The organism is Mesorhizobium sp. WSM4828 (assembly GCF_055811175.1).
On sequence record NZ_JBVVQK010000049.1, the window covers coordinates 1 to 24,125 of the forward strand.

Consider the following 24,125-nt stretch of genomic DNA (forward strand, 5'->3'; position numbering starts at 1 on the left):
TAATCCCAACGCCTGCTTCGGCGGCGGCAGACCGGACGTCCGCCGCCGGCATGCCGCGTGCAATAGCATTGCTGCGCGGTTGGCTGCGGATCTGGACATCGGTCAGGCCCTGGTCACGGGCAAAAGCGAAAAGTGCCCTGACGTCAAGTCCGGGCGTCGCCATGTGGTCGAGTGCAAAGCGGGGCGATGCTTGGCGCATGGCTTGGCTTTCCTTCAATGTTCCCGGAAATTTCTTTGACGCTATTGCGACACTTGACTTAAGACAAACGATTAGATCAGATGTTTTTCATCTGAAAAGGAGATGGCTGATGAACAGCGCGACCTCAGGCGGTTGTGAGAGCAAACAGCACGGATTGGAGCACAATGGCTGGCCACGGTGCTCCGCTTGCGCGTGCCATGCGGCCAAACTCATTTCGACATCGGTGAAGGAGGTTGAGGTCAGCAATCGAGATCAGTAAGTGTGACTGTCGTCGAAGGTGACTCGCAGCAGCCGAGTGCCGCATCTGTGGGATGCCTCTCGTTTGCAAAACTTGGACAGTCCCACGATCTTCATGATGAGGTCGGAACAAGAACTGCTCAAAATCGTAAGAGGCATTTATCAACCAAAGGCAGCTACGGTTGATTTGATGATGATTCCTCCACCCAGGCTTCGGCGCATCTGACGCCCCGTGGCGGCGCGAAAAACGCTCAGTAGCTGCAGCGCCGGCGGCATGCGCGACCAGATGGTCCTCAAGACTTCTAGACCATGCCGGGTTTGCGAACGGCGCTCCCGGATACCACGCGCTGTGACCATCGGAAGCCAACCTAGTGGAAATACAGGTCGGCATGCTGCGGGCTGTTATGATGAAAAACGCCGGCGATGGTACGGCGGACGCCGCGGGAGTTGAAGCCCCTCTACCCATGGTCCGCGCGGCTTGACCGCCGCACAAATCCTTATGCTCCCCTTCGTACGCTTGAAGCATCTCGAGCATCGCAGGCCCGGCGCGCTCGACATGGCGACGCCGGCCAGCAATCCTGCGCGCAGTTACGGGGCAGGATCGGGTTAGCCGCGGAAGGAAGCGGCTTCCATTGCGCATGGGATATGGAACCAGTCGACGACATGCTCGCTCGCCTGCGATCATTTCCGCGTGCGACCGGACTTCTTCCCAACTGCCGGTACGAAAGGTAATATCCTGATTGGGTGCTTCTTGAGAGGGTCGAGAGTACGCCGTTGCAGCTCGCGATCATAGCCGCGCCGTCTTCAGCCAGCGAGCGGCCTACGATTAGCTCGAATTTTTCTTCTGGTCGTCACGGGGCGGATGTACTCGGGAACCGGGCAGGTTCACGCGGGCAGGCATCCTGCATGAAGGATAACCGACAGGCGAGCGTTACCGCTTTCGCTAAGACGCCGCCAATTCCGGCGGCATTGGCGGCCGAGCGAGCGCCGTTCGACGCGCAGGCTTTTTCGCCGTTGGACTTTAGGAAGGCGACCGTCGTTAAGATCAGCTTGTCCGCGGTCTTGGCACTCTGTTCAACGCCGGAACCATGATCAACGGGTTCAGCCCACAGTTCTTCCGGACCGTCGTGATAAGCCAGCAACGACTTGGCGAGAACGGGTTGGGGAAAGACGATGCTTATCGCGCGTGCCGACCGCGAGAAACAGCGGCCGTCAGTTCATTGGCAGGGTAGAAGAGCGTTGAGAAGAAAATCGCCAGATTTCCGCAAAGATAGAAGTCGTACCATTCGATGACCGTGCCGGCGCTTGATGCAAGGACGACGGTCCAGATACCTGGTTTTCAGACGGAGTCGCCCCTTTCCTGTAGCTGTTGCATGCTGCAGTTCCCCTTTTATGTTTTTGAAAGCAGCCGGCCCTCTTCTTCAGGGCCGTGGTTACTCAGCTCGCGATGCGCTGATCGAATGCGTAGAGGCCAAGTCTTTCGCTTGCCTCGTGCACCGTTCGGCGGACGATGTCCTTCGCCGACGGCAGATCGTTGATGAGGCCCACCGCCTCACCGACAGTCACGTTGGCCGTGTCGTAGTCGCCAGAGGCCCATGCCGCCTCGACCTTCGACAATTCTTCGGAACCCAGCGTGCGCAGCTTTTCTTCCCGCCCGTGCCACTTCTCGATGAAGCCGTTTTTGAGCAGTCGGCCGGTATAACCAGCGGGCCAGGCCTTCTGACGGACGATATCGTAGACGGAAGTCCGGATTGTCTCGTCGCCAGAGGCCGCGACTACCTTGTCCTTGGCTCCCGGATGGATGAGCGACTCGCGTGTAGCCCAGAACCTGGTTCCCATCAGGACCCCGTCTGCTCCGAGCATCAGCGAAGCGGCCAGGCCCCTACCGTCGGCGATGCCGCCTGCCGCCACGACAATGACAGAAGGCGAAATCTTTGCCACCAGATCCACGACTGCGGGAACGAAGGGCATGGTTGACCGCGCGACCAGGCCATGGCCGCCGGCCTCGGTCCCCTGAACAATAAGAACGTCGGCGCCAACGTCGATTGCGCGCCGGGCATGTTCGAGTGTGTGGATCATGCAAATCAGCGGAACACCCGCCTGCTTGACCCGTGCCGCGAGCTTCGCCGGATCCGAAAACGCAAGCATCATCGCGGACGGACGCTCCGCAAGTGCGCGGTCAAACAGATCAAGGTCGGCTTCGACTGCCCAGGCGATGAACCCGCAGCCAACGCGTTCATTGGTGATCAGCGACGACTCTGTTTCGTACCATTGACGATCAGCATATCCCCCACCCAACAGGCCCAGACCGCCGGCGTCGGCGACGGCGGACGCAAGCGCGCCACCTGCGGCCGGTGTCATCGGGGCAAGGATGATGGGATGCTCGATTTCGAAAAATTCTGTCAGACGCGTTCGTACCGTCATCTATACTTTTCCCAGCTTGAGGAAGCTCCCGGAAAGTTTTCTTTGACGCTATTGCGACGCTTGACTTAAGACAAACGATTAGATCAGATGTTTTTTATCTGAAAAGGAGATGGCTGATGAACAGCGCCGACCTCAGGTTTTTCCAGGCGGTTGTGAGAGCAAACAGTATCGGAGGGGCTGCCGGTGTACTCAACACGGTGCAATCCAACGTCACCGCGAGAATAAAATCGCTTGAGGAGGAAATCGGTGCTCCGCTTTTTCATCGCTCCAGGCGAGGGGTTACACTGACAGCCACCGGCATTCAGCTCGTTCCCTATGCCGAGCGCGTCGGAGAGCTTCTGGACGAAGCCAAGCGCGTCGTCACAGACCGCGGTACGCCGTGCGGTTTACTCAGGATCGGCTCCATGGAGACCACTGCAGCGCTTCGCCTTCCGCCGATCCTGATTCGCTATGCTGCAGAATATCCAGAGGTCGACGTACTGGTGGAGGCTGCCCCGACGGAAAAGCTCGTCAGCGAGGTCGTCGCACGCAAACTGGATGGCGCGTTCGTCTCCGGCCCCATCGCTCATCCCGAACTGAAAAGCCTATCGATCGTCGAAGAGGAGCTCGTTGTGATCTCATCGCCGCGGTTTCGCGAGCTTTCGGATCTGAAGGCCTTGGCCGCATCACCGGCTGTGAAGGTCCTCGCTTTTCGATCGGGCTGTTCCTACCGGCGGCGCATGGACATGTTCCTGGCGGCGTGTGGGGTAACGCATGTCCGCTGGATGGAACTCGGAACAATGGACGGGATCATCGGCTGCGTCGCCGCCGGGGTAGGGATGGCCATGCTACCTCGGGGGGTCGTTCAGGATGCGGCAGCCAACGGACAGCTCATTATACACCTGCTACCTCACAAGTTGCGGTCGGCGCCGACTGTTTTTGTGACGCGGAGCGACGAGTATCTCTCCGCGGCACTTCAGGCTTTCATGACGGTGGCGTCTGAGGCGCATTCACGGCCTCAGCCGGCAAGACCAGAGCCGGTGCGACAACTGCAGCGGGCTTAGGAAAGGTGGAGCAAAAACAAGGGGTCAGTCAGACGGTTGGCCCCGCCTTATCCGGACGCGTCCACGCAAGAGTAGCAGGCCAAGGGAGGGCAGCGTCAACCGTCCGCCGGCGGGGTATTGAATGCTCGCGCCCACCCACTCTAGCCACAACCGCTGCCCCGGGAGGCGCAGCAAGCGCAACCGCATCATCATGAAAGACGAGTAGTGGAAGCCGTTCAATTCGAGCGCCTGTGGACGATGCTAGGCCGCGTTCGAGTTCAGCGGCCACCGCAATTTCGATTGCGTCCGAGCGGGCCGGCTCGGGGCATAGGCGCTATCCGCGGTCGGTGCTGCGCCGGATGGCCTTCATCGTCTTTGCGCGGCGAATTGGGCTCACACTCAAGGAGATCGGCGCCGAACTCGCTAAGTTGCCAGCCGATCGCGTTCCGTCGCGTCGGGATTGGTCGCGGTTGTCAGGCGAGTGGACCAAGCGTTGCGGCTGTCTGTCGATTGACCGGTGTAGCTCGCGAACCCTGCCGACCTGGCAGGACGCAAGGGACCGGGGCCGAGATATTGGGTGGGATGATCTGGTAGCGCGCCTGTCACCATTGCAGAGTTCGGCACCGCAAAACTTTCGGCTGCGCATCATGAAAGGACCAATGAATTCCACGTCATCGGCATCATGCCGGAACTGGAGCATTGTAGACCGTCGGCATTTGATCAAGGCGCCGGCTTTGGCGTTCCGCGGATTTCACGAAGAAGCGACAGAGCCTTGCGTCCAGCCCTTTCTTGATCGCATTCCGGTACCGAAGGCATGGTCTTGCCCAATTCCGGCATATGCTCCCACATCGAGAAGAATGACGACTGCCTCGCCACCGTCGCAATTGGCTCCATACGATTGACGGTCCCGTAGCAGCCTATCTGCTCAAACGTAATCCGAGTTCGGATATTCGTACTGGATCCCGAAGCGCGCCGGTCCTTGCTCTTCCTCCCGCTTGAGAGTTTTCGAAATCTATCGCGGTACAAATATCGGTTGCAATGGAATCCGCTCATCTCAAGAAGTAAAAGGCCGCGACGGGACCACAGAAGTTAATCTGTCGCACCTAGTCGTGCGTAGCGTGGGTTTCAGTTCACAACGCGCTGAGCGATTCTTGTGCCGCATGTCAAGAACAGCGGAGCAAGCCATGACGCCTACGAAGTTGCTGCTTGGGCAGATCGCCGTCGTGTTCGCAATCGTCATGCTCGGCGTATGGGCGGCCACGCAGTGGTGCGCCCAAATGCTCGGCTATCAGTCGCAGCTCGGCGAGCCATGGCTCGCCGTGGGCAGCTGGCCAATCTACAAGCCCTGGAAACTGTTCGAATGGTGGTTCCACTTCGACGCTTACGCGCCCGAGGTCTTCGATAAGGCCGGTGCGCTTGCCGGCGCCAGTGGGTTCGTGGGCTGTGCTGCCGCGATCGCCGGCTCGCTCTGGCGCGCGCGACAGCTCGGGTCGGTCACCACCTATGGGTCGTCAAGATGGGCGGCGACTCAGGAGATCGAGACGGCGGGGCTGTTTCGGCCGGCCGGCGTTTTCCTAGGCAAGTTGAAGGATCGATATCTGCGCCATGACGGGCCCGAGCACGTCATGGCTTTTGCTCCAACACGATCAGGCAAGGGCGTCGGACTGGTTGTTCCAACTCTTCTGTCCTGGACCGGCTCGGCCGTCATTCACGATATCAAAGGCGAGAACTGGCAGTTGACCTCCGGCTGGCGGTCGAGATTCTCCTACTGCCTTCTGTTCAATCCGACCGATCCAAGGTCGGCGCGCTATAACCCGCTGCTGGAGGTACGAAAAGGTCCAGACGAGGTCCGCGACGTCCAGAATATCGCCGATATCCTCGTAGATCCCGAAGGCGCGCTGGACCGGCGGAACCACTGGGAGAAAACCAGTCATTCACTCTTGGTGGGCGCCATTTTGCACGTGCTCTACGCTGAAGAGGAAAAGACGCTCGCTCGCGTCGCCACCTTTCTGTCGGACCCGCAACGCTCGTTTGTCGCGACACTGCGACGGATGATGACGACTAACCATCTCGGCGCGGCGGATCAGCCCCAGGTCCATCCTGTCGTGGCCTCGGCAGCTCGCGAGGTGTTGAACAAGTCCGAGAACGAGCGTTCAGGCGTTCTTTCGACCGCCATGTCGTTTCTCGGCCTCTATCGCGATCCCACGGTGGCTGCAGCGACATCAGCCTGCGACTGGCGCATTACCGACTTCCTGGATGCCGAGCGGCCGGTGTCACTCTATCTGGTCGTGCCGCCATCGGACATATCGCGCACGAAGCCGCTGGTTCGACTGGTGCTCAATCAGATCGGCAGGCGTCTGACGGAGCGGCTGGAGGGTGATCCGAAGAAGCGCAGGAACCATCAACTGCTCATAATGCTGGACGAATTCCCGGCGCTCGGTCGTCTGGATTTCTTCGAAACCGCGCTCGCCTTCATGGCCGGCTATGGCATCCGTGCGTATCTGATCGCGCAATCCTTGAACCAGATCTCCAAGGCGTATGGGGAGAACAATGCCATCCTCGACAACTGCCATGTGCGGATTGCCTTCTCCTCCAATGACGAGCGCACGGCCAAACGCATTTCGGACGCGCTCGGCACGGCGACGGAGCTGAGGTCAATGCGCAACTATGCCGGCCATCGGTTGGCGCCGTGGCTCTCGCACGTGATGGTTAGCCACCAGGAGACCGCCCGTCCGCTACTGACACCGGGCGAGGTGATGCAGTTGCCGCAAGCCGATGAACTGGTGTTGGTTTCAGGGCTGCCGCCTATTCGCGCGAAGAAGCTGCGCTACTACCAGGATCAAAATTTCACCGAGCGCGTGCTTCCTGCGCCGTTATTGCGCGACGGCGCTTACGCGGATCGGCCACTACCGCGTCCGGACTGTTGGACCGGGCAGGTGCGGGGCATTGACCGCCGTCTTGCTGGCGGCCGCGAAAGTGCGGGCGACGCAATTGAAGATGAAGGAGGTGTCCAGCAACAGAGACATCCGGGTCTGGCGGAAGACCATGCAGCCTTCACTCTGGAGCCCGACGGGGACGACCTGCTCAAGCCCGCGGACGATGATAGCGAGGCGGTTGCCGACAGGCGCGTGATGGACCGAATTTCCACTGCCACACGCGCCTATGGCATCAACGAGGGAAGGGGCGACGACAAGGACATCGTGCCCGGCTTCTGAAAGAAGCTGCCAAAGGCAGAGCGCAAATCAGCGTAGATAACGGCCATAAGCAATTTCGGGGAAGTCGGCGATGCTCGTTTCCGCCCACGCAACAGCGCTGGGCCAGTTGGAACGAGCCACATGAGCCCTCAGCGTATTCGTCATCAGTTTCTGCTCGAACCCGACCTGAGCAAGAAACTGGACGACCTCAGCCGCGATCCATCGACGACCAAATCAGCGATCGTGGCGAAGGCAGTCGAGGCGTTTATCGAGCGGCGTGGCGAGAACGAGCTCGACCGGCGCTACGGCGTAAGGCTCGACCGTCTTTCCCGTGACCTCGGTCATCTCAGACGCGACGGCGAAATGATCCTAGAGAGCCTGGCGCTCTTCATTCGGTTTTCCATCACCGTTCATGCTCACACGCCAGTCCCGGACAGGGCGACGCAGGCGATTGCCCAGGAGCGCTTCGACAAATTCGTCGAGCAAGTGGGCCGCCAGATAGCCTCCGGCAAACGGTCGCTTGGGAAGGGCAATGGCGGGGGAGGAGAAGGATGAGCTCTCATCCGGAGGTCGACCATCGCCGCCGTGCCATGTTGCGCACCGCCATGGGCCCAGCAATTGCTGAGGCCCTTGCCGATCCGTCTGTTATCGAGGTGATGGTCAATCCCGACGGTGCACTGCGACTCGACCGGCTCGGAGAAGGTCGGGTCGGTACCGGCGTTCACCTCCACCCCTCCGAGGCGGAACGCATAATCCGCTTGGTCGCCTCCCATGTGCGCGCAGAGGCGCATGCCGACAATCCGATTGTCAGCGCCGAATTGCCATCGGGCGAACGCTTCGAGGGGCTGTTGCCGCCGGTCGTATTGGCGCCGTGCTTTGCCATCCGCAAGCCGGCGGCGAAACTCTACACGTTGGCCAACTATGTCGCCGATCGCATCATGCTTCCGCTGCAAGCCGATGCGCTGAGGGAGGCGGTGCGCGAGCGGCGCAACATCCTTGTCGCCGGAGGCACATCCTCGGGCAAGACGACCCTTGCCAATGCACTCCTGGCCGAAGTCGCCGAATGCGACGAGCGGGTGATCCTGATTGAGGATACGCGCGAACTGCAATGCGCGGCAGAGGACTGCGTCGCCATGAGAACCAGGCGGGGCTTGGTCACGCTTGCCGATCTTGTGCGATCGACGCTGCGGCTCCGGCCCGACCGGATCATCGTCGGTGAGGTGAGGGGAGCGGAAGCGCTCGATATGCTTAAGGCGTGGAACACTGGTCATCCTGGTGGCATCGCCACGGTTCACGCCAATTCGGCGCGCTCGGCCCTCTACCGTATCGAACAGCTCGCCCAGGAGGCCGTCGTCACCGTTCCCCGCCGCCTCATCGCCGAGGCGATAGATCTGATCGTCTTCATCGCCGGCCGCGGATCCTCGCGCCGCATCGACGCGATCGCAGAGGTCACCGGTCTCGACGGCGGTGGCGACTACGCCGTTACCCCGCTCACGCTTCCTCAACTTCAGCAGCTTTGAAAGGTTACTCATGCGCAAGAAGCTTCGCTTTCTGTCGTCCACCGCGCTCGTGTTCATTCTCACGGTCCCAGCCCGCGCAGCAGGCTCTGGCATGCCTTGGGAACAGCCGCTGCAGCAGATCCTGGAGTCTGTACAGGGACCGGTCGCCAAGATCGTCGCCGTGATCATCATCATCACCACGGGCTTAACGCTTGCCTTCGGTGACACCGCAGGCGGCTTCCGCCGGCTGATCCAGATCGTCTTCGGCCTGTCGATCGCCTTCGCGGCATCGAGTTTCTTCCTCTCCTTCTTCTCCTTCGGCGGCGGGGCGCTTGTTGGATGAATACTGGGGAGCAGCATATCGACGGCTTCGAGGTTCCTGTTCATCGTGCATTGACGGAGCCAATCCTGCTCGGTGGTGCGCCCCGAGCAGTGGCCATCCTCACCGGCACCGTTGCCGCGGCAATAGGTCTAGGCCTGCAGCAGTGGATTGCCGGGCTGGTGCTCTGGATCGCAGGCCACACGCTCGCGGTGTTTGCCGCTCGCCGCGATCCGAACTTCGCCGGCGTGCTTGTCCGCCACCTTCGCATGAGAGGTTGGCTCGCATGCTGAACCTTTTAGAATACCGCAGCAAAGCCGACCGGCTTGCGGACCATCTGCCATGGGCCGCATTGGTCGCTCCCGGCATCGTGCTCAACAAGGACGGCAGCTTCCAGCGTACATTTCGGTTTCGCGGCCCGGATCTCGAAAGCGCGACGGAACCCGAACTCGTCGGCATCTGCGCGCGGGCAAACAACGCGCTGAGAAGGCTGGGCTCCGGCTGGGCATTGTTCTTCGAGGCCGAGCGCATCGAGGCGCTCGGCTATCCGAACGCGAATTTTCCCGACGCCGCGTCTTGGCTGGTCGACGAAGAACGACGCGCGGCCTTCGAGGGCAAGGTCGCGCATTACGAGAGCCGCTATCACCTGACTTTGCTGTTCATGCCGCCCCGGGACGCACGGGACAGGGCGGATAGCGCGCTCGTCGACGCACACCGATCTGGCGGCGGGAGAGACTGGCCGCAGGAGCTGGCGCGGTTTCGCGACGAGACCGACCGGGTTCTCGATCTTCTGTCGGGTTTCATGCCCGAGGTACGCGTGCTCGACGATGCCGAGACCCTGACTTACCTGCACGGCACAATCTCGACCCGCCGCCATCCAGTCGCGGTCCCGGAAACGCCGATGTATCTTGACGGCGTGCTGGTCGATGCGCCGCTCACCGGCGGGTTGGAGCCGATGCTGGGCGACCAGCATCTGCGCACCCTCACCATCCTAGGCTTTCCGAATGTCACTCGGCCGGGAATTCTCGACGCCCTCAACCACCAGGATTTTGCCTATCGCTGGGTAACGCGCTTTATCCCGCTCGACAAGACGGAGGCCACCAAGACTCTGACGCGGTTGCGGCGGCAGTGGTTTGCCAAACGCAAGTCGATCGCCGCCATCCTGCGCGAGGTCGTGACCAACGAGCCCGTCCCGCTCGTCGACAGCGATGCCGACAACAAGGCGCTCGACGCCGACGCGGCTCTTCAGGCATTGGGCGGCGATCACGTCGGCTTCGGCTATCTCACCACAACGGTGACGGTGTGGGACGAGGACCATCAGGTCGCCGCGGAGAAATGTCGCGCGGTAGAGCGCATCGTCAACGGGCTCGGCTTCACCACGATCCGCGAAAGCGTCAATGCGGTCGAGGCTTGGCTCGGCTCGTTGCCCGGCCATGTCTATGCCAATGTTCGCCAGCCGCTCGTTCACACGTTGAACCTGGCCCATCTGATGCCGTTGTCATCGGCGTGGGCCGGCCCGGCGGCGAACGAGCATCTCGCCAAGATTACCCAGCGAGAGGCCCCGCCGCTTCTCTTCGCCGAAACCAGTGGGTCGACTCCGTTCCGGCTTTCCACCCATGTCGACGATGTCGGCCACATGCTGATCGTTGGACCGACTGGGGCGGGCAAGTCGGTTCTGCTTGCCCTGATCGCTCTGCAGTTCCGACGCTATGCCGGCGCACAGGTCTATGTCTTCGACAAAGGCAATTCGGCCCGCGCGGCAACACTTGCGATGGGAGGAGAGCACCACGCCTTGGCGGTGGGCGGGTCGCTTGCCTTCCAGCCGCTGCACAACATCAGCGACACTGGGACGCGCAGCTGGGCGGCCGAATGGATCGCCAGCCTCGTTGCCCATGAGAACGTCACCGTCACGCCCGAGGTGAAAGAGGCGATTTGGTCGGCGCTCACCAGCCTTGCCACCGCGCCGGTGCAGGAACGTACGCTCACCGGCCTGTCGGTCTTGCTTCAGTCTAACGCGCTGAAGTCCGCATTGATGCCCTATACGCTCGACGGTCCCTTCGGCCCCCTGCTCGATGCGGATGACGATCGGCTGGCCTTATCGGATGTGCAATGTTTCGAGACCGAGGAGCTGATGCACCGCCAAGGCGCTGTCCTGCCGGTGCTCACCTATCTCTTCCATCGTCTCGAAGAACGATTCGACGGGCGGCCGACGCTGCTCATGCTGGATGAAGCTTGGGCCTATCTCGACAACCCACTCTTTGCAGCGCGCATCCGCGAATGGTTGAAGGTCCTACGCAAGAAAAACGTGTCGGTCATCTTCGCCACGCAGTCGCTTGCCGATGTCGCTGGCTCTGCAATCGCACCCGCAATCATCGAGAGCTGCCCACAGCGCATTTTCCTGCCCAATGATCGTGCCGTCGAACCGCAGGCCCGGGCGGCCTACGAGCACTTCGGCTTAAACGAGCGGCAGATCGAATTGGTCGCCCGCGCGACGCCGAAACGGCAATACTATCTGCAGTCGCGTCGTGGCAACCGGCTCTTTGAGCTCGGCCTCGGCCCGATCACGCTTGCACTTTGCGGTGCCTCCGATCCTGCCAGCCAAACCCTCATCGACAGAGCCTTGATCGAGCACGGGCAGGATAGCTTTGCCTCACGCTTCCTGAATGCGCGCGGGCTCGAGTGGGCCGCCGACCTTCTCAAGCAATTCCCTCAACCACACAAGGAGCAATCGTCATGATGCGGCGCCGTTTTCTCTCCGGCCTGATCACTCTTTCCCTGATCGCCAAACCGGTCGCTGAGTACGTTCAACCAGCCTACGCCCTGATCGTTTTTGATCCGTCGAACTATGCGCAGAACGTGCTGACGGCAGCGCGATCGCTGGAGCAGATCAACAACCAGATCCAGTCACTGCAGAACCAGGCGACCATGCTGCAAAACATGGCACGGAACCTCCAGAGTCTCGACTTCTCTTCTGTCAGTCAGCTCACTGGTGCGCTCCATCGCATTGATGGCCTGATGGACCAGGCGAGTGGCCTGAGCTTTGATCTCAATAAGCTTCAGGACCAGTGGCGCAGGCAATATCCGGAAAGCTACGACGCCACGATCAAAGTGAGCGATGTGGCGAGCGCCGCACGCGAGCGCTGGCAGAGCGCGATGCAGGCGTTCCGCCAGACCATGGGCGTCCAGTCGCAGATCGTCGAGAATGTGCGCGGCGATGGCGACCTGCTTGCCGATCTCGTCAATCGCAGCCAGGGTGCGGCTGGCGCGCTTCAGGCAAGCCAGGCCACCAATCAGCTGCTCGCGCTTTCGACCAAGCAACAGATGCAGATCCAGACGCTGCTCGCGACGCAGTTCCGGGCTGAGGCCGAAGATGCCGCCCGTAAGGCGCAGTCCGAGGAGGCCGCCCGCGAGACGACGAAGCGCTTTCTTGGTTCCGGCAGGGCCTATCCCGGTAACTGATCACCAGTTCTTCACGACGAGGAAGGCGGCGGTATGAACGACCTCGGGGTCATCGACCAATTCATGGAGACCTTCATCCGCTATATTGACAGCGGGTTCGGTCTGCTTTCGGGCGACGTCGCCTTCCTCACCACCATTCTGGTCGGCATCGACATCACACTGGCCGGTCTGGCGTGGGCGCTCGGCGACGCAACCAACATTCTCGGCCGGCTTGTCCGCAAGGTGCTCTATGTCGGCGTCTTCGCCTTCATCCTGAACAATTTCAAGAACCTCGCCGACATCACCTACCGCTCCTTTGCCGGCCTCGGCATCAACGCGTCCTCCGGCAATCTCTCCGCAGACAATCTCCTGCGCCCGGGCCGCATCGCCGCGACCGGTTTCGAAGGCGCGTGGCCTCTGCTTGATCAGGCAAGTCAGCTGCTCGGCTTTCCGGAAATCTTCGGCAACGCGCTGACCATCTTCGTGCTGCTCATGGCCTGGTTCCTGGTCATTATCGCCTTCTTCATTCTTTCCATTCAGCTCTTCATCACTATCCTCGAGTTCAAACTCACCACGCTCGCCGGCTTCGTTCTGGTGCCATTCGCACTCTGGAACCGATCGGCGTTTCTGGCCGAGCGCGTGCTCGGCAATGTCATCTCGTCGGGCATAAAGGTGATGGTGCTCGCCGTCATCGTCGGCATAGGCTCCACGCTGTTCGGCGAGTTCGCTTCCGCGCTGCATGGCAAGGAGCCGGACTTGGCGGCCGCCATGTCTCAGGTGCTGGGAGCGCTGACGCTGCTCGGGCTCGGCGTCTTTGGACCTGGAATCGCCTCCGGACTTGTTTCCGGCGCGCCGCAGCTTGGCGCGGGCGCAGCGCTTGGAACCATCGCGACCGCTGCTGGCGCGTCGCTCGTTGCCGGAGGCGCAGGGTTCGCCGGCGCGCGAATGGCAGCTGGCGGCGGTCTGGCTGCAATCCGAGCCGGCACGACCATGGGCTCGGCTGCTTCCACGGCCTGGCAAATGGGCCGAGCAACCTCCCATGACGCCGGCCTGCCCGGTGTGGCTGCAGGTATGCGCGGGGTGAGCGGTGCCGTCGGCGGCGCTGCAATGCGAGCGGCACGATCTGCCGCGGGAGCCTTAGGGCGCAGCGCTGATGCCGGGCGCGAAGCCGCCTGGATCGCGACAGGCGGCATGCCGACCGCGTCAATGACCGGAAGCCCTGCTGGTACCGCCGCTGATGCCGCGCCGACGTGGGCAAGGCGCTTGCGTTCCGAACAGGCCGCGCGTGCCCATCGTCACGCTGCCATCCAGGCCGTCCGTGACGGTGACAGGCCGGGCGGCAGCGCCAATCCCTCTCTTAGCGACAAGGACGACTAGATGCTGTTCAAGCGACCCGTTCAACGTTACGGCAAGGCGCCCGAGCCGGTCACGCCGTATCAGAAGGCAGCCCAGCTCTGGGACGAGCGCATCGGCTCATCGCGGGTGCAGGCCCGGAACTGGCGGCTGATGGCTCTTGGCTGTCTGGCCTTGGCGACTGGGCTCTCCGGCGGCCTCGTTTGGCAGTCGATGCAAAGTCGCGTTGTGCCCTACGTCGTCGAGGTCGACCGCTTCGGCGAGGGGCGTGCCGTTGCGCCGGCAATCCGGGACTACGAGCCCACCGACGCGCAGATCGCGTGGCATCTTGGCCGTTTCATCCAGAATATCCGTTCCGTTTCAATCGATCCGGTGCTGGTGCGCCAGAACTGGCTGGCAGCTTACGATTTTGCCACCGACCGCGCCGCACGCTTCCTAAATGAGTATGCCAAGGCGAACGATCCCTTCGGTCAGATCGGCATGCGCAGCGTGTCGGTGCAGGTGACCAGCGTGGTCAGGGCTTCCGACAGCTCGTTCCAGGTCAAATGGACCGAGCAGGTTTTTGAGCGCGGTAGTCTCGCCAGCACGACACGCTGGACTGCGATCCTCACCATCGTGATCCGCCCGCCAAGCAATACGGACCAGCTGCGCAACAACCCGCTCGGCGTCTTCATCAACGCAATCAATTGGTCGCGCGAACTCGACAGCGTCGCGCCGACACCCGTTTCCCCGAAGGAGCCCGCCGATGACAAATAGAGCGCCACCGTTCCGTGCAGCACTGATCCTGTCCGCGTCAGCAGTCGTCCTCTCAGCCTGCGCGTCGAAGCCGGTGCCGCCGCCTCAGATTTCCTATGACGCTAACGACTTCAAACCGGCTGCGGTTGAGAAACCGCCGGAGAAGCCGGTCAAGATCGTCGAGGTACCAAAGCCCCTGCCGCTGCCAGGCCAGTTGCAGCCTGACCCCGGCAAGATTGTCGACGACAAACGCTCTCCCGAAGAACGCGTCACCGATGCCAACCAGGCGGCAACGCAGCAACCCACCAAGTATGGCTATGTCAATGCGGTTCAGGTCTATCCCTTCACGGACGGCGCGCTCTATCAGCTCTATGCCGCGCCGGAGCGTGTCACCGATATTGCCCTACAGCCGGGCGAGAAGCTAACAGCCGTGTCGGCCGGCGACACGGTGCGCTGGGTCATCGGCGACACCGTCAGCGGCACCGGTGACAACCAACGCACCCACGTGCTGGTAAAACCCTTCGCGCCCGGGCTAAGCACAAATCTGGTGATCACCACGGAACGGCGGACATACCACCTGCAGCTTCAAAGCACCGAGAAGACCGCCATGGCGGCGATCTCCTGGACGTACAGCGAAGACCAGATCATCGCGCTGCGCCAGCGTAACGTTCAGGCCGAGGCCGCTATGCCGGTCGCTTCGAATGTGGCCCTCGAGAACATTCGTTTTAGCTATTCAATCAATGGTGACACGCCGCCGTGGAGGCCGACGCGTGCCTTCGACGACGGCAGCAAGGTCTACATCGAATTCCCGCGCCGCATAGATCAGGGCGAAGCGCCGCCGCTTTTCATCGTGGGTTCTGACGGGGGGAGCCAGCTCGTCAACTATCGCATGCGCGGCAACTATTACATTGTCGATCGGCTCTTTGCCGCGGCAGAACTGCGGCTGGGCGCCAAGCCGCAGCAGGTGGTGCGCATCACAAGGACCGACGGCCGCCAATCACCGCGGCGTATACCACTTTTTGCACGCTCAAGCCGTTGAGGGGAGGGGCTCATGACTGATGCTTCCCGCTCCGATGCTCCGCCGAAACTCGATCCCGAACAGCTGCAGCTGCGGGCCTCGCCCCGCCCCGCTGTGCGGTTCAGGCGCGGCGTGATCGTCGCTATCGCCGCAGTCGGATCCGGTGCCATATTCGGCGTCACCATGATGGCGCTCCAAGGACCGGCTTGGCGCTTCAAAGAGCAGGCGGAAGACCTCTACCACACCGAGCACAAACCAACCGCCGAGGGACTCGACGCGCTTCCCAAAGACTATTCCGGAATGAAACCGAAGGCGCCGGTGCTTGGACCACCGCTGCCGGGAGACCTCGGCCGCCCCATTCTTGAGCGGCAGCGTCAGCTCGGCATCGCGCCGGGGCAGGAGGCATCCGCCGAGGAGCAGCGCCTTGCTCAGCAGGCGATCGCCGCGCGCGAGTCGCAAGTCTTGTTCCGGATCGACAATCGACCCACAGAGACAGATGTCGCCGGCGGCGGGCAGAGTGCGCAGGAGCCGTTTGAGGCGCTTCCGCAACCCGGAGCGACACGCGGGTCGGCTTCCGTTGCGCCAGCCGAGGGCGACCAGAACAACCAACAGCGCAAGCTCGATTTTGTCAGCCAACGTCACACAAGCGGGATATACAATCCGCACGCGCTGCAGACGCCGGCCTCGCCCTATCAGCTAATGGCCGGCAGCGTGATCGCCGCAAGCCTGATCACCGGCGTCAGTTCCGACTTGCCCGGCCTCGTCGTTGCGCAGGTCACCGAGAATGTGCACGACACAATTACGGGCAGCACCTTGCTCATTCCGCAAGGCTCACGTCTCATCGGCGTCTACGACAGCGTTGTTGCCTTCGGGCAAAGACGGGCGCTGTTGGTCTGGCAGCGAATTCTGCTGCCCGATGGCTCGTCGATTGAAATCGACAATCTGCCAGCGACTGACACGGCCGGCTACGCAGGACTGGAGGACAACGTTGACTTCCACACCTGGCAGCTGATCAAGGGAGTGGCGCTTGCCACGTTATTGGGCGTCGGCACGGAGTTGAGTTTGGGGGAAAACGAGAGCGACTTGGTCAAGGCGATCCGAAAATCGGTCCAGCAGAACGTCAGCCAAGCCGGCCAGCGCATCACCGAGAAGAACCTGAATGTTCAGCCCACCATCACAATCCGCCCAGGTTGGCCACTGCGCGTCATGGTGCATAAGGACCTCTTGCTGCGGCCATACGCGAGTTGAGCGGGAGGGATTATGGCCAACTTGAAACTTGGAAAGCTCCCAGACCGAACACCTTCGAAGATCACCATCACCGTCAGCGCGGAGTTGGGCCAAGCACTCAAGGAGTACGCTGCGCTCTATCGTCAGACCTATGGCGAGTCTGAAACCGTGGCGGAACTCATCCCTTTCATGCTGGCGGGATTTCTGGAAGGCGACCGAGCATTTGCTAGGGCCAGAAAAGAAGGTTTGCCGACGTCCAGCATGCCGGAGAAGTCGCGACGTCTGGAAGGCTCAGATTCCGAGTAGCCGAGGCAGAGAGTTGGCCAAGTCCACTATTGCGCGTCACCCGATCGCCGGGTGTCCATCAGCCTAGTGCTCGTGCCGAAGGCCAGGCACCCGGGTATGGGACCGGGGATTGGGATTAACGAGTCGGGACGCTGCGTCAATGTCATCTTCGGCAGCACGTAGATGCCAGGCCTCAGCTTAGGCTCGCCCGTCTCCGATTGGTATCGGCTGCGTGCCTTTTCATTCGTTTCCCCAACGAGAGAGGCATCGCGTACTTCGGGTAGGCGGACGATATCCTCGCCGATGGCGAACGACTTCCGACCTGGTTCCGAACCCGTCTTGATGCGACGGGCGCCGATGCGTAGTCAAACGTCGCGCAGTCGGTTCGCCATCGACAAAACCGCGACCGCACCCTCCGGTTCAAACTGCGACCGAGTGCCTGGCCTGTCCGGTTTGGAAGTATTTGTCGAACCTGGCCGCGACGCTTCGGACGAAGGGGCGACTTTCAGCCGGCACGACGAAACGGTCGCCATCCAGTTCAAGCAATCGAACGGGATCGTGGAGAGCCATGGCACTCGACTGAAGCAGGAGCTTCTGGCCGGCTTTGCCGAAGCGTTCCACCAGATCGACCGCCGAGAAGGCGAAATCACACATCAGCCTCTCGATGATCCAGCCGCGAACGCGGTCGTCGTCGGAAAGCGCAATACCGCGGACAGCCGCCAGCCCGCCATGCGCAACCATGCCTCTGTACTCGGCGGTTGAAGTGCTGTTCTGCACGAAGCCCTGGCGAAAACGGCCAATGGACGAAGGTCCAAGCCCGATCAGTGTCTCGCAGCTATCCTCGGTGTAGCCCTGAAAATTGCGATGCAAAGCCCCTGTGCGGGCCGCTATCGCCAAGGCATCGCCTGGCTTGGCGAAATGATCGAGCCCTATCGCTTCATATCCCTTCTCCACAATCGCTCGCGCAGCGAGTTGCGATTGGGCCAACCGCTCCGTGGGGCCAGGTAGCCACGCTTCGTCGATCATCGTCTGGTGCTTCTTGAACCAGGGCACATGCGCGTAGCCGAACAGCGCCATCCTGTCTGGTTCCAGGGTCAGCGCCTGCGCTACCGTGGAACAGACGCTCAAGCTGGTCTGGTGCGGCAAGCCGTAGAGCAGGTCCAGATTGACGGAACCAACGCCGCGGGAACGAACTCCGTCGACAACCGTCTTGGTCTGCAGGAAGCTCTGCTCGCGGTTGATCGCCTGCTGCACCTTCGCGTCAAAGTCCTGCACACCGAGGCTTGCCCTGGTCATGCCGATTTCGGCCAGCGCATCGAGGCGCGCCTCGTCCATGTCGTTGGGATCGATCTCGACGCTGATTTTTGCGTCCTTCACAAAATCGAAGCTGTTCCGTAAGGCAGTCCCCAACGCCACCATATCCTCGGGCTTCAGCATGGTAGGCGAACCGCCGCCGAAATGCACGGCGCGGACATGGCCCCTGCCGGCGACAAAACCCGCAACCGTCGCGATCTCAGCATGCAGCGAACGAAGATATGCAGTCACCGGTTCGTAATGGCGTGTCTGCTTGGTATGGCACGCGCAGAACCAGCAGAGCCTATCGCAATAGGGGATGTGCAGATAGAGCGAGATCTCGGCCCCACTTCCGAGCGCCTCCAGCCAGCCACGACAAACGGCGGCATCGACGCCCGCGTGAAAATGCGGCGCGGTCGGATAACTGGTATAGCGGGGCACATTCTCGCCAACCCGGGCAGCTAATTCGGACTGCATGTCATGGTCCATCATCTTTGCATCGCTGGAACTCTGGGCTTATTGGCGAGCCAAAGCCCTGATTTCGGTCAATCAGCAACTCGGACAAACTGCCGCAAGGATTTTTCTACCCTGGATTGGTACCCTGTCGACGCTTGGGAGAGGGGTAGAGCGAGCGCATGACATTACGGCAAGACATTCACAGTTCCGGCGTTCCCGTTCTTTGCCTCTCTTGCGAGGCAAGGCGTCGTGGTGTCTGCGGTGCGCTCGATCCAGACCGTTTGGTTGCGCTCGCCAGGACTTCGTCGAGGCACAAGATCGAGCCAGGAGTCGAACTGATCGGCGACGCCGAGGCCGTCGAAAGCTATTCGAATGTGCTTTCGGGCGTGGTGAAGCTCACAAAGAGACTTTCGGACGGGCGCCAGCAGATTGTAGCTCTCCGGTTTGCACCGGATTTTCTGGGACGACCCTTCAAGGTCGAAAGCGAGATTAATGCGGAAGCGGCAACAGCTGTCACGCTGTGCTCGTTTCCGAAGGCAGCCGTGGAACGGATGATGAAGGAATCACCGGAACTCGAGAATCGCCTGCTCAGGCAGACTCTGGACGAGCTCGACGCAGCACGCGAATGGATGGTGACGCTGGGGCGCAAGACGGCATCGGAAAAGGTGCCAAGTTTTCTCCTCATGATCGCCCGGAATATCGATTCCAGTGTTGACCCGGCCGCCAGGTCAGCGTCGTTCGATCTGCCGCTGACTCGTTCCGACATCTCTGATTTCCTTGGACTTACGAACGAGACCGTGACCCGCCAGCTGACGCGATTGCGGGCTGACGGCGTGATCCGGATCGAGAACAGACGCCACGTGATGGTGGACAGCATGAGCCGGCTGGAGCAGCGTTGCGGTGGCCGAAGGGCGCGGCAGTTTGAATAACCCAGTGCGGCCGGTCCGCGTCGCCAACTCGTTCGTGGCAGCACACGCCCGTTCGAATGCAATGTGTCGCCATAAGGCTTCGAGAGGCCGCGGTAGTATGAACCCGACCAGCTTCCGCGCTCGCTATCGGATCACCAGACCAATCGCCAGGAGCGTTTCGGACAGCTCGCCGGCGAAGCATTGATCCTGGGGGTGGCCGACACGCAATGGGCTGGTGGGGCAAGATTGCCCTTCCTCGAACCTGTGAACGTCTCGAAGCATCGCAACGATTGCGTTGGCCGTCCCAAGCGAGCGACGTTTAGCAAGGCATCCGCAATACTTTTCAGCGCGTCGCAGAGCCCCGCTTTTCCGAATGGACACGCCTCATTGTGTCGCCCGCCTGGCTCCGAGCCCACCCCACTTGTCCATCAGCGGGCAGCCCGCGCTGCGTTCCCTCTTCATTCGCACCATGTGATTGCGCCGAACTCGGTGCTGCCCGAAACAAAACCGGGCGGCCCTGACATGGATCAGGGCGAGCAGGCGGCGGCCGCGCAATTGATGCACGGCGGATTTGGCGTCCGCCGGATTCGAGATCGGGATTTGCGATGAAATTCGGCACAGAGATCGTCCTTCTAAGCCTGGTTGCTTTTGCGGCCCTGCTGGCTGCCGGTTTCGGCATAGATGAACCTTTCCGCCAGCATATGTGGGTGTTGTTCTTCGCCGTAGCTGGTTTCACCGCGATCCTGTTGCGCAATACGGAGTTCAAGCCTGCAGTTCCGATAGACCCCGCCGCTTTTATGGACGGTCCAATCCGTTACGGGGCCGTCGCGACGGTGTTTTGGGGCGTCGTAGGCATGCTGGTCGGCGTGGCCATCGCGCTGCAGCTTGCCTACCCGGATCTTAACATCGAGCCCTGGTTCAACTTCGGCCGCTTGCGGCCTTTGCATACTTCCGGCGTGGTTTTTGCCTTCGGCGGCAATGCGCTCATTTGCACGTCGCTTTATGTCGTGCAGCGGACCTGTCGTGCCAGGCTGTTCGGCGGCGATCTCGCCTGGTTCGTGTTCTGGGGCTATCAGCTGTTCATCGTCATGGCGGCAACCGGCTATCTGCTCGGTATCACCGAGAGCCGCGAATACGCCGAGCCCGAGTGGTATGTGGACCTGTGGCTGACCATCGTGTGGGTCGCCTACCTCGTCCTGTTCCTCGGCACCATCCTGAAGCGCAGGGAGCCGCACATCTACGTCGCCAACTGGTTTTATCTGTCCTTCATCGTGACGATCGCGATGCTGCATGTGATCAATAACCTGTCGATGCCCGTCTCGTTCGTGGGTTCAAAAAGCTATTCAGCTTTCTCCGGCGTCCAGGATGCCTTGACGCAGTGGTGGTACGGCCACAATGCCGTCGGCTTCTTCCTCACCGCCGGCTTTCTCGGCATGATGTATTATTTCGTGCCCAAGCAGGCCAACCGACCTGTCTATTCCTACCGGCTGTCCATCATCCATTTCTGGGCTTTGATCTTTCTCTACATCTGGGCCGGTCCGCACCACCTCCACTACACCGCCTTGCCCGACTGGGCGCAGACGCTCGGCATGGCGTTCTCGATCATGCTTTGGATGCCCTCGTGGGGCGGCATGATCAACGGCCTGATGACGCTCTCCGGGGCTTGGGACAAGCTGCGGTCGGACCCGATCATCCGCATGATGGTCATGGCCATAGCCTTCTATGGTATGTCGACTTTCGAAGGCCCGATGATGTCAATCAGGGCCGTCAATTCGCTGTCGCACTACACCGACTGGACCATCGGCCACGTGCATTCCGGCGCGCTCGGTTGGGTCGGCATGATCTCGTTCGGCGCGATCTATTTCATGGTGCCGAAATTGTGGAACCGCGAGCGGCTCTATTCGCTGCGGCTCGTCAACTGGCACTTCTGGCTGGCAACGCTCGGGATCGTCGTTTACGCCGCGGTGATGTGGGTCTCCGGCGTCATGCAGGGCCTGATGTGGCGCGAATACGACGAGCAGGGCTTTCTGGTCTTCTCATTCGCCGAAACGGTCGCAGCCATGCATCCCTACTACATTATGCGTGCCATCGGCGGGGCGATGTACCTGTCCGGCGCCCTTATCATGGCGTGGAACATCGCGATGACGATCCTCGGCTACCAGCGCGAGGAGAAACCGATGCCGCGTTCAATCGCCGCCGTCCGACCTGCGCGATCGGGAGCCAGAAAATGGGTTTGATGGACAAACACGCCGTGATCGAGAAGAACGCCACGCTTCTTCTCGTCGGCTCCCTTCTGGTGGTGACGGTCGGCGGCATAGTCGAGATCGCGCCGCTCTTCTATCTCGACAATACGATCGAGAAGGTCGAAGGCATGCGGCCCTATTCGCCGCTCGAGCTCGCCGGCCGCAACATCTATGTGCGCGAGGGCTGCTACCTCTGCCATAGCCAGATGATCAGGCCGTTCCGCGACGAAGTCGAGCGCTATGGGCATTACAGCCTGGCGGCCGAGTCGATGTACGACCACCCGTTCCAGTGGGGATCGAAACGCACCGGACCGGACCTCGCGCGGGTGGGCGACCGTTATTCGAATGGATGGCACGTCCAGCATCTCACCGACCCGCGCTCTGTCGTGCCGGAATCGATCATGCCAAGCTACGCATTCCTGAAAAATACACCGATCGAGGTGAAGGACTTCTCGACACATCTTGTCGCCAACAGCCGTGTGGGCGTGCCTTACTCCGACGAAATGATCGCGAGCGCGAATGCCGATCTCATGGCGCAGGCCGATCCCAACGTCGACACATCCGGTCTTGAAGCGCGGTATCCGAAGGCCAAGCTCGGTGACTTCGATGGCAATCCGCAGCAGGTCACCGAGATGGATGCGCTGGTCGCTTACCTCCAGATGCTTGGCACTCTGGTCGATTTCAAAAACTACGACGAAGCCGCCGGTTACCGCTGAGGAGAATGGTGATGACCTACAACTTCATGCGGGCGTTTGCCGACACTTGGGGCCTGCTCGCTATGGCGCTGTTCTTCGTCGGATGCATCACCTTTGCGCTCCGTCCCGGCAGTAGGACGCGAGCCGACGAAGCTGCTCAAATCGCTCTCAAGGACGACCGATCATGAGCGGTGAGCACATTGACGAAGTCTCCGGCGTCTCGACCACCGGCCATGAATGGGACGGGATCAAGGAGCTCAACAATCCGCTCCCGCGCTGGTGGGTGATCACCTTCTACGTCACCGTCGTCTGGGCGATCGCCTACACCATCGCTTATCCCGCATGGCCTATGCTGAGCTCCGCCACCCGAGGCGTGCTCGCCTATTCCAGCCGCAACGATGTCAAGAATGAGCTGGCAGCGGCCGAGGTCGCCAAGGGCAAGTATGTTGCCGCCCTTCAGGCGAAGACCGTCTCCGAGATTGCCGCCGACGATGTGTTGCGCGGATTCGCTATCGCGGCCGGCGGCGCCGCGTTCAAGGTCAATTGCGTTCAGTGCCACGGCTCCGGCGCCCAAGGATCCAGCGGCTTTCCCAACCTGAATGATGACGACTGGCTGTGGGGCGGCAAGGCCGAGCAGATCCAGCAGACAATCGCGCACGGCATCCGCTTTGCCTCCGACCCCGACACGCGCCTGTCGGAAATGCCGGCCTTCGGTGACATCATTACGCCCGAGCAGATTAGACAGGTCAGCGCTTATGTATCGAGTCTATCCGGCGCTGTTAGCGATCAAGCATTGGTCATACCCGGCGCCAATGTTTTCGCCGAGAATTGTGCCGCCTGTCATGGTGATAAGGCAAAGGGAAACACGGAGCTTGGCGCACCCGACCTGACCGACGCGATCTGGCTCTACGGGGCGGGCGAGTCGGCTATTGCCGCGCAGGTTCGCGCGCCCAAGCAAGGCGTCATGCCGGCCTGGGGTGGGCGTCTCGGCGAGGTCAAGGTTAAGGAACTTGCGGTCTATGTCCATTCGCTTGGCGGCGGAGAATAGGAACGGAAGCCTATTCTCGGCCCTCCCCCTGCCAAGCGACGGGGCCCGGCGCGAGCCGGGCCTCGACACCATTCCGGCTACGACCTGTACCAACGCGGAACGGACCGCCTACGGCGAGGCTGTTCGACGGGCGGCGGCTGCGGGACTGGAGATGCTACGTGCGTGACAAAACGCTGACAGAACCGCCCGAAGCAGAAGCGATCGACTCCCCCAACGCCCGCGAGCCGCTTTACGCCCCACGCCAGAAGGTTTTCCCCAAGCGAATCTCGGGTAATTTCCGTCGCTTCAAGTGGCTGGTGATGGCAATCACGCTGGGCATTTACTACCTGACGCCTTGGCTGCGCTGGGACCGAGGTCCGTTTGCCCCCGACCAGGCCGTGCTGATCGATCTTGCCAACCGCCGCTTCTATTTCCTGTCCATCGAGATTTGGCCGCAGGAATTCTACTATGTTGCCGGCCTGCTGGTCATGGCCGGCATCGGCCTTTTCCTGGTCACTTCCACGGTCGGCCGGGCCTGGTGCGGCTATACCTG

23 protein-coding genes and 2 pseudogenes are annotated in these 24,125 nt (G+C 61.3%); 20 read left to right on the forward strand and 5 right to left on the reverse strand.

Translation table 11 applies throughout. The annotated features are described in order from the left end of the window. The 4 genes and pseudogenes from AC0L2X_RS30345 to AC0L2X_RS30360 form a co-directional block, all read right to left on the reverse strand. Positions 1–199, reverse strand: a pseudogene (locus tag AC0L2X_RS30345) (TIM barrel protein); the annotation flags it as partial. A 399-nt stretch (positions 200–598) separates the two neighbouring features. Beyond that, positions 599–891: pseudogene (locus AC0L2X_RS30350) on the reverse strand (IS1595 family transposase); the annotation flags it as partial. 396 nt (positions 892–1,287) lie between these two features. Continuing rightward, positions 1,288–1,578, reverse strand: coding sequence for a hypothetical protein (locus AC0L2X_RS30355; RefSeq protein ID WP_473600963.1), 291 nt, complete (start codon positions 1,576–1,578; stop codon positions 1,288–1,290). 295 nt (positions 1,579–1,873) lie between these two features. Continuing rightward, a complete protein-coding gene (locus AC0L2X_RS30360) occupies positions 1,874–2,860 on the reverse strand; it encodes an NAD(P)H-dependent flavin oxidoreductase (RefSeq protein WP_473600964.1) in 987 nt (328 codons plus the stop codon). Positions 2,861–2,976: 116 nt separating this feature from the next. Here AC0L2X_RS30360 and AC0L2X_RS30365 point away from each other — a divergent pair, with 116 nt between their 5' ends. The 14 genes from AC0L2X_RS30365 (at position 2,977) to AC0L2X_RS30430 (ending at position 16,971) form a co-directional block, all read left to right on the forward strand. Further along, entirely contained in the window at positions 2,977–3,903 is a 927-nt protein-coding gene (locus AC0L2X_RS30365) for a LysR family transcriptional regulator (protein WP_473600965.1), read from the forward strand. A gap of 338 nt (positions 3,904–4,241) precedes the next feature. Then, positions 4,242–4,784, forward strand: a complete 543-nt coding sequence (locus tag AC0L2X_RS30370; protein ID WP_473600966.1) for a MerR family DNA-binding protein — start codon at positions 4,242–4,244, stop codon at positions 4,782–4,784. Between the two features lie 282 nt (positions 4,785–5,066). Continuing rightward, positions 5,067–7,097: a conjugal transfer protein TraG gene (locus AC0L2X_RS30375; RefSeq protein WP_473600985.1), complete on the forward strand. Its 2,031-nt coding sequence runs from the start codon at positions 5,067–5,069 to the stop codon at positions 7,095–7,097. A 120-nt stretch (positions 7,098–7,217) separates the two neighbouring features. Next, entirely contained in the window at positions 7,218–7,631 is a 414-nt protein-coding gene (locus tag AC0L2X_RS30380) for a CopG family transcriptional regulator (RefSeq protein ID WP_473600967.1), read from the forward strand. Then, entirely contained in the window at positions 7,628–8,596 is a 969-nt protein-coding gene (trbB, locus tag AC0L2X_RS30385) for a P-type conjugative transfer ATPase TrbB (protein ID WP_473600968.1), read from the forward strand. The genes AC0L2X_RS30380 and trbB overlap by 4 nt, the downstream gene beginning before the upstream one ends. A gap of 10 nt (positions 8,597–8,606) precedes the next feature. Then, complete coding sequence (locus AC0L2X_RS30390) at positions 8,607–8,918, forward strand: TrbC/VirB2 family type IV secretion system protein (protein WP_473600969.1); 312 nt, start codon at positions 8,607–8,609, stop codon at positions 8,916–8,918. Continuing rightward, entirely contained in the window at positions 8,915–9,187 is a 273-nt protein-coding gene (locus AC0L2X_RS30395) for a VirB3 family type IV secretion system protein (protein WP_473600970.1), read from the forward strand. The genes AC0L2X_RS30390 and AC0L2X_RS30395 overlap by 4 nt, the downstream gene beginning before the upstream one ends. Further along, positions 9,181–11,631, forward strand: coding sequence for a conjugal transfer protein TrbE (gene trbE / locus AC0L2X_RS30400; RefSeq protein ID WP_473600971.1), 2,451 nt, complete (start codon positions 9,181–9,183; stop codon positions 11,629–11,631). Before AC0L2X_RS30395 ends, trbE begins: the two co-directional genes overlap by 7 nt. Beyond that, complete coding sequence (trbJ, locus tag AC0L2X_RS30405) at positions 11,628–12,353, forward strand: P-type conjugative transfer protein TrbJ (protein WP_473600972.1); 726 nt, start codon at positions 11,628–11,630, stop codon at positions 12,351–12,353. Before trbE ends, trbJ begins: the two co-directional genes overlap by 4 nt. A gap of 33 nt (positions 12,354–12,386) precedes the next feature. Continuing rightward, complete coding sequence (gene trbL / locus AC0L2X_RS30410) at positions 12,387–13,709, forward strand: P-type conjugative transfer protein TrbL (RefSeq protein ID WP_473600973.1); 1,323 nt, start codon at positions 12,387–12,389, stop codon at positions 13,707–13,709. Beyond that, positions 13,710–14,441 (forward strand): conjugal transfer protein TrbF, encoded by a 732-nt coding sequence (trbF, locus tag AC0L2X_RS30415; protein ID WP_473600974.1) that lies wholly within the window; start codon positions 13,710–13,712, stop codon positions 14,439–14,441. It begins immediately after the preceding gene. Further along, positions 14,431–15,459 carry a P-type conjugative transfer protein TrbG gene (gene trbG / locus AC0L2X_RS30420; protein WP_473600975.1) on the forward strand — a complete coding sequence of 343 codons (1,029 nt, stop codon included), beginning with the start codon at positions 14,431–14,433 and terminating at the stop codon, positions 15,457–15,459. The genes trbF and trbG overlap by 11 nt, the downstream gene beginning before the upstream one ends. Before the next feature lie 111 nt (positions 15,460–15,570). After that, entirely contained in the window at positions 15,571–16,686 is a 1,116-nt protein-coding gene (locus tag AC0L2X_RS30425) for a TraB/TrbI/VirB10 family type IV secretion system protein (protein WP_473600976.1), read from the forward strand. A 12-nt stretch (positions 16,687–16,698) separates the two neighbouring features. Next, entirely contained in the window at positions 16,699–16,971 is a 273-nt protein-coding gene (locus tag AC0L2X_RS30430) for a DUF2274 domain-containing protein (protein WP_473600977.1), read from the forward strand. A 399-nt stretch (positions 16,972–17,370) separates the two neighbouring features. Here AC0L2X_RS30430 and hemN read toward each other — a convergent pair whose 3' ends face one another. Beyond that, positions 17,371–18,720 carry an oxygen-independent coproporphyrinogen III oxidase gene (gene hemN, locus AC0L2X_RS30435; protein WP_473600978.1) on the reverse strand — a complete coding sequence of 450 codons (1,350 nt, stop codon included), beginning with the start codon at positions 18,718–18,720 and terminating at the stop codon, positions 17,371–17,373. Between the two features lie 158 nt (positions 18,721–18,878). Here hemN and AC0L2X_RS30440 point away from each other — a divergent pair, with 158 nt between their 5' ends. The 6 genes from AC0L2X_RS30440 to AC0L2X_RS30465 all read left to right on the forward strand — a co-directional run. Continuing rightward, on the forward strand, positions 18,879–19,628 hold the full coding sequence (locus AC0L2X_RS30440) for a Crp/Fnr family transcriptional regulator (RefSeq protein ID WP_473600979.1): 750 nt from the start codon (positions 18,879–18,881) through the stop codon (positions 19,626–19,628). A 584-nt stretch (positions 19,629–20,212) separates the two neighbouring features. After that, positions 20,213–21,844 (forward strand): cytochrome-c oxidase, cbb3-type subunit I, encoded by a 1,632-nt coding sequence (gene ccoN / locus AC0L2X_RS30445; protein WP_473600980.1) that lies wholly within the window; start codon positions 20,213–20,215, stop codon positions 21,842–21,844. Then, entirely contained in the window at positions 21,835–22,566 is a 732-nt protein-coding gene (gene ccoO / locus AC0L2X_RS30450) for a cytochrome-c oxidase, cbb3-type subunit II (RefSeq protein ID WP_473600981.1), read from the forward strand. Before ccoN ends, ccoO begins: the two co-directional genes overlap by 10 nt. Before the next feature lie 11 nt (positions 22,567–22,577). Continuing rightward, positions 22,578–22,733: a cbb3-type cytochrome c oxidase subunit 3 gene (locus tag AC0L2X_RS30455; protein ID WP_473600982.1), complete on the forward strand. Its 156-nt coding sequence runs from the start codon at positions 22,578–22,580 to the stop codon at positions 22,731–22,733. Next, positions 22,730–23,593, forward strand: coding sequence for a cytochrome-c oxidase, cbb3-type subunit III (gene ccoP / locus AC0L2X_RS30460; RefSeq protein WP_473600983.1), 864 nt, complete (start codon positions 22,730–22,732; stop codon positions 23,591–23,593). The genes AC0L2X_RS30455 and ccoP overlap by 4 nt, the downstream gene beginning before the upstream one ends. 158 nt (positions 23,594–23,751) lie before the next feature. Continuing rightward, on the forward strand, positions 23,752–24,125 hold a 374-nt coding region (locus AC0L2X_RS30465), incomplete at its 3' end, for a 4Fe-4S binding protein (protein WP_473600984.1).

What these genes read in the sequence shown, in the direction of transcription:
- trbE (WP_473600971.1), top strand. Translation starts at nt 9,181, where the DNA reads ATGCTGAACCTTTTAGAATACCGCAGCAAAGCCGACCGGCTTGCGGAC.
- trbJ (WP_473600972.1), top strand. Translation starts at nt 11,628, where the DNA reads ATGATGCGGCGCCGTTTTCTCTCCGGCCTGATCACTCTTTCCCTGATC.
- AC0L2X_RS30380 (WP_473600967.1), top strand. Translation starts at nt 7,218, where the DNA reads ATGAGCCCTCAGCGTATTCGTCATCAGTTTCTGCTCGAACCCGACCTG.
- AC0L2X_RS30395 (WP_473600970.1), top strand. Translation starts at nt 8,915, where the DNA reads ATGAATACTGGGGAGCAGCATATCGACGGCTTCGAGGTTCCTGTTCAT.
- AC0L2X_RS30365 (WP_473600965.1), top strand. Translation starts at nt 2,977, where the DNA reads ATGAACAGCGCCGACCTCAGGTTTTTCCAGGCGGTTGTGAGAGCAAAC.
- AC0L2X_RS30455 (WP_473600982.1), top strand. Translation starts at nt 22,578, where the DNA reads ATGACCTACAACTTCATGCGGGCGTTTGCCGACACTTGGGGCCTGCTC.
- ccoN (WP_473600980.1), top strand. Translation starts at nt 20,213, where the DNA reads ATGAAATTCGGCACAGAGATCGTCCTTCTAAGCCTGGTTGCTTTTGCG.
- trbL (WP_473600973.1), top strand. Translation starts at nt 12,387, where the DNA reads ATGAACGACCTCGGGGTCATCGACCAATTCATGGAGACCTTCATCCGC.
- AC0L2X_RS30375 (WP_473600985.1), top strand. Translation starts at nt 5,067, where the DNA reads ATGACGCCTACGAAGTTGCTGCTTGGGCAGATCGCCGTCGTGTTCGCA.
- trbG (WP_473600975.1), top strand. Translation starts at nt 14,431, where the DNA reads ATGACAAATAGAGCGCCACCGTTCCGTGCAGCACTGATCCTGTCCGCG.
- AC0L2X_RS30430 (WP_473600977.1), top strand. Translation starts at nt 16,699, where the DNA reads ATGGCCAACTTGAAACTTGGAAAGCTCCCAGACCGAACACCTTCGAAG.
- AC0L2X_RS30360 (WP_473600964.1), bottom strand. Translation starts at nt 2,860, where the DNA reads ATGACGGTACGAACGCGTCTGACAGAATTTTTCGAAATCGAGCATCCC.
- AC0L2X_RS30370 (WP_473600966.1), top strand. Translation starts at nt 4,242, where the DNA reads ATGGCCTTCATCGTCTTTGCGCGGCGAATTGGGCTCACACTCAAGGAG.
- trbB (WP_473600968.1), top strand. Translation starts at nt 7,628, where the DNA reads ATGAGCTCTCATCCGGAGGTCGACCATCGCCGCCGTGCCATGTTGCGC.
- ccoO (WP_473600981.1), top strand. Translation starts at nt 21,835, where the DNA reads ATGGGTTTGATGGACAAACACGCCGTGATCGAGAAGAACGCCACGCTT.
- trbF (WP_473600974.1), top strand. Translation starts at nt 13,710, where the DNA reads ATGCTGTTCAAGCGACCCGTTCAACGTTACGGCAAGGCGCCCGAGCCG.
- ccoP (WP_473600983.1), top strand. Translation starts at nt 22,730, where the DNA reads ATGAGCGGTGAGCACATTGACGAAGTCTCCGGCGTCTCGACCACCGGC.
- hemN (WP_473600978.1), bottom strand. Translation starts at nt 18,720, where the DNA reads ATGCAGTCCGAATTAGCTGCCCGGGTTGGCGAGAATGTGCCCCGCTAT.
- AC0L2X_RS30390 (WP_473600969.1), top strand. Translation starts at nt 8,607, where the DNA reads ATGCGCAAGAAGCTTCGCTTTCTGTCGTCCACCGCGCTCGTGTTCATT.
- AC0L2X_RS30440 (WP_473600979.1), top strand. Translation starts at nt 18,879, where the DNA reads ATGACATTACGGCAAGACATTCACAGTTCCGGCGTTCCCGTTCTTTGC.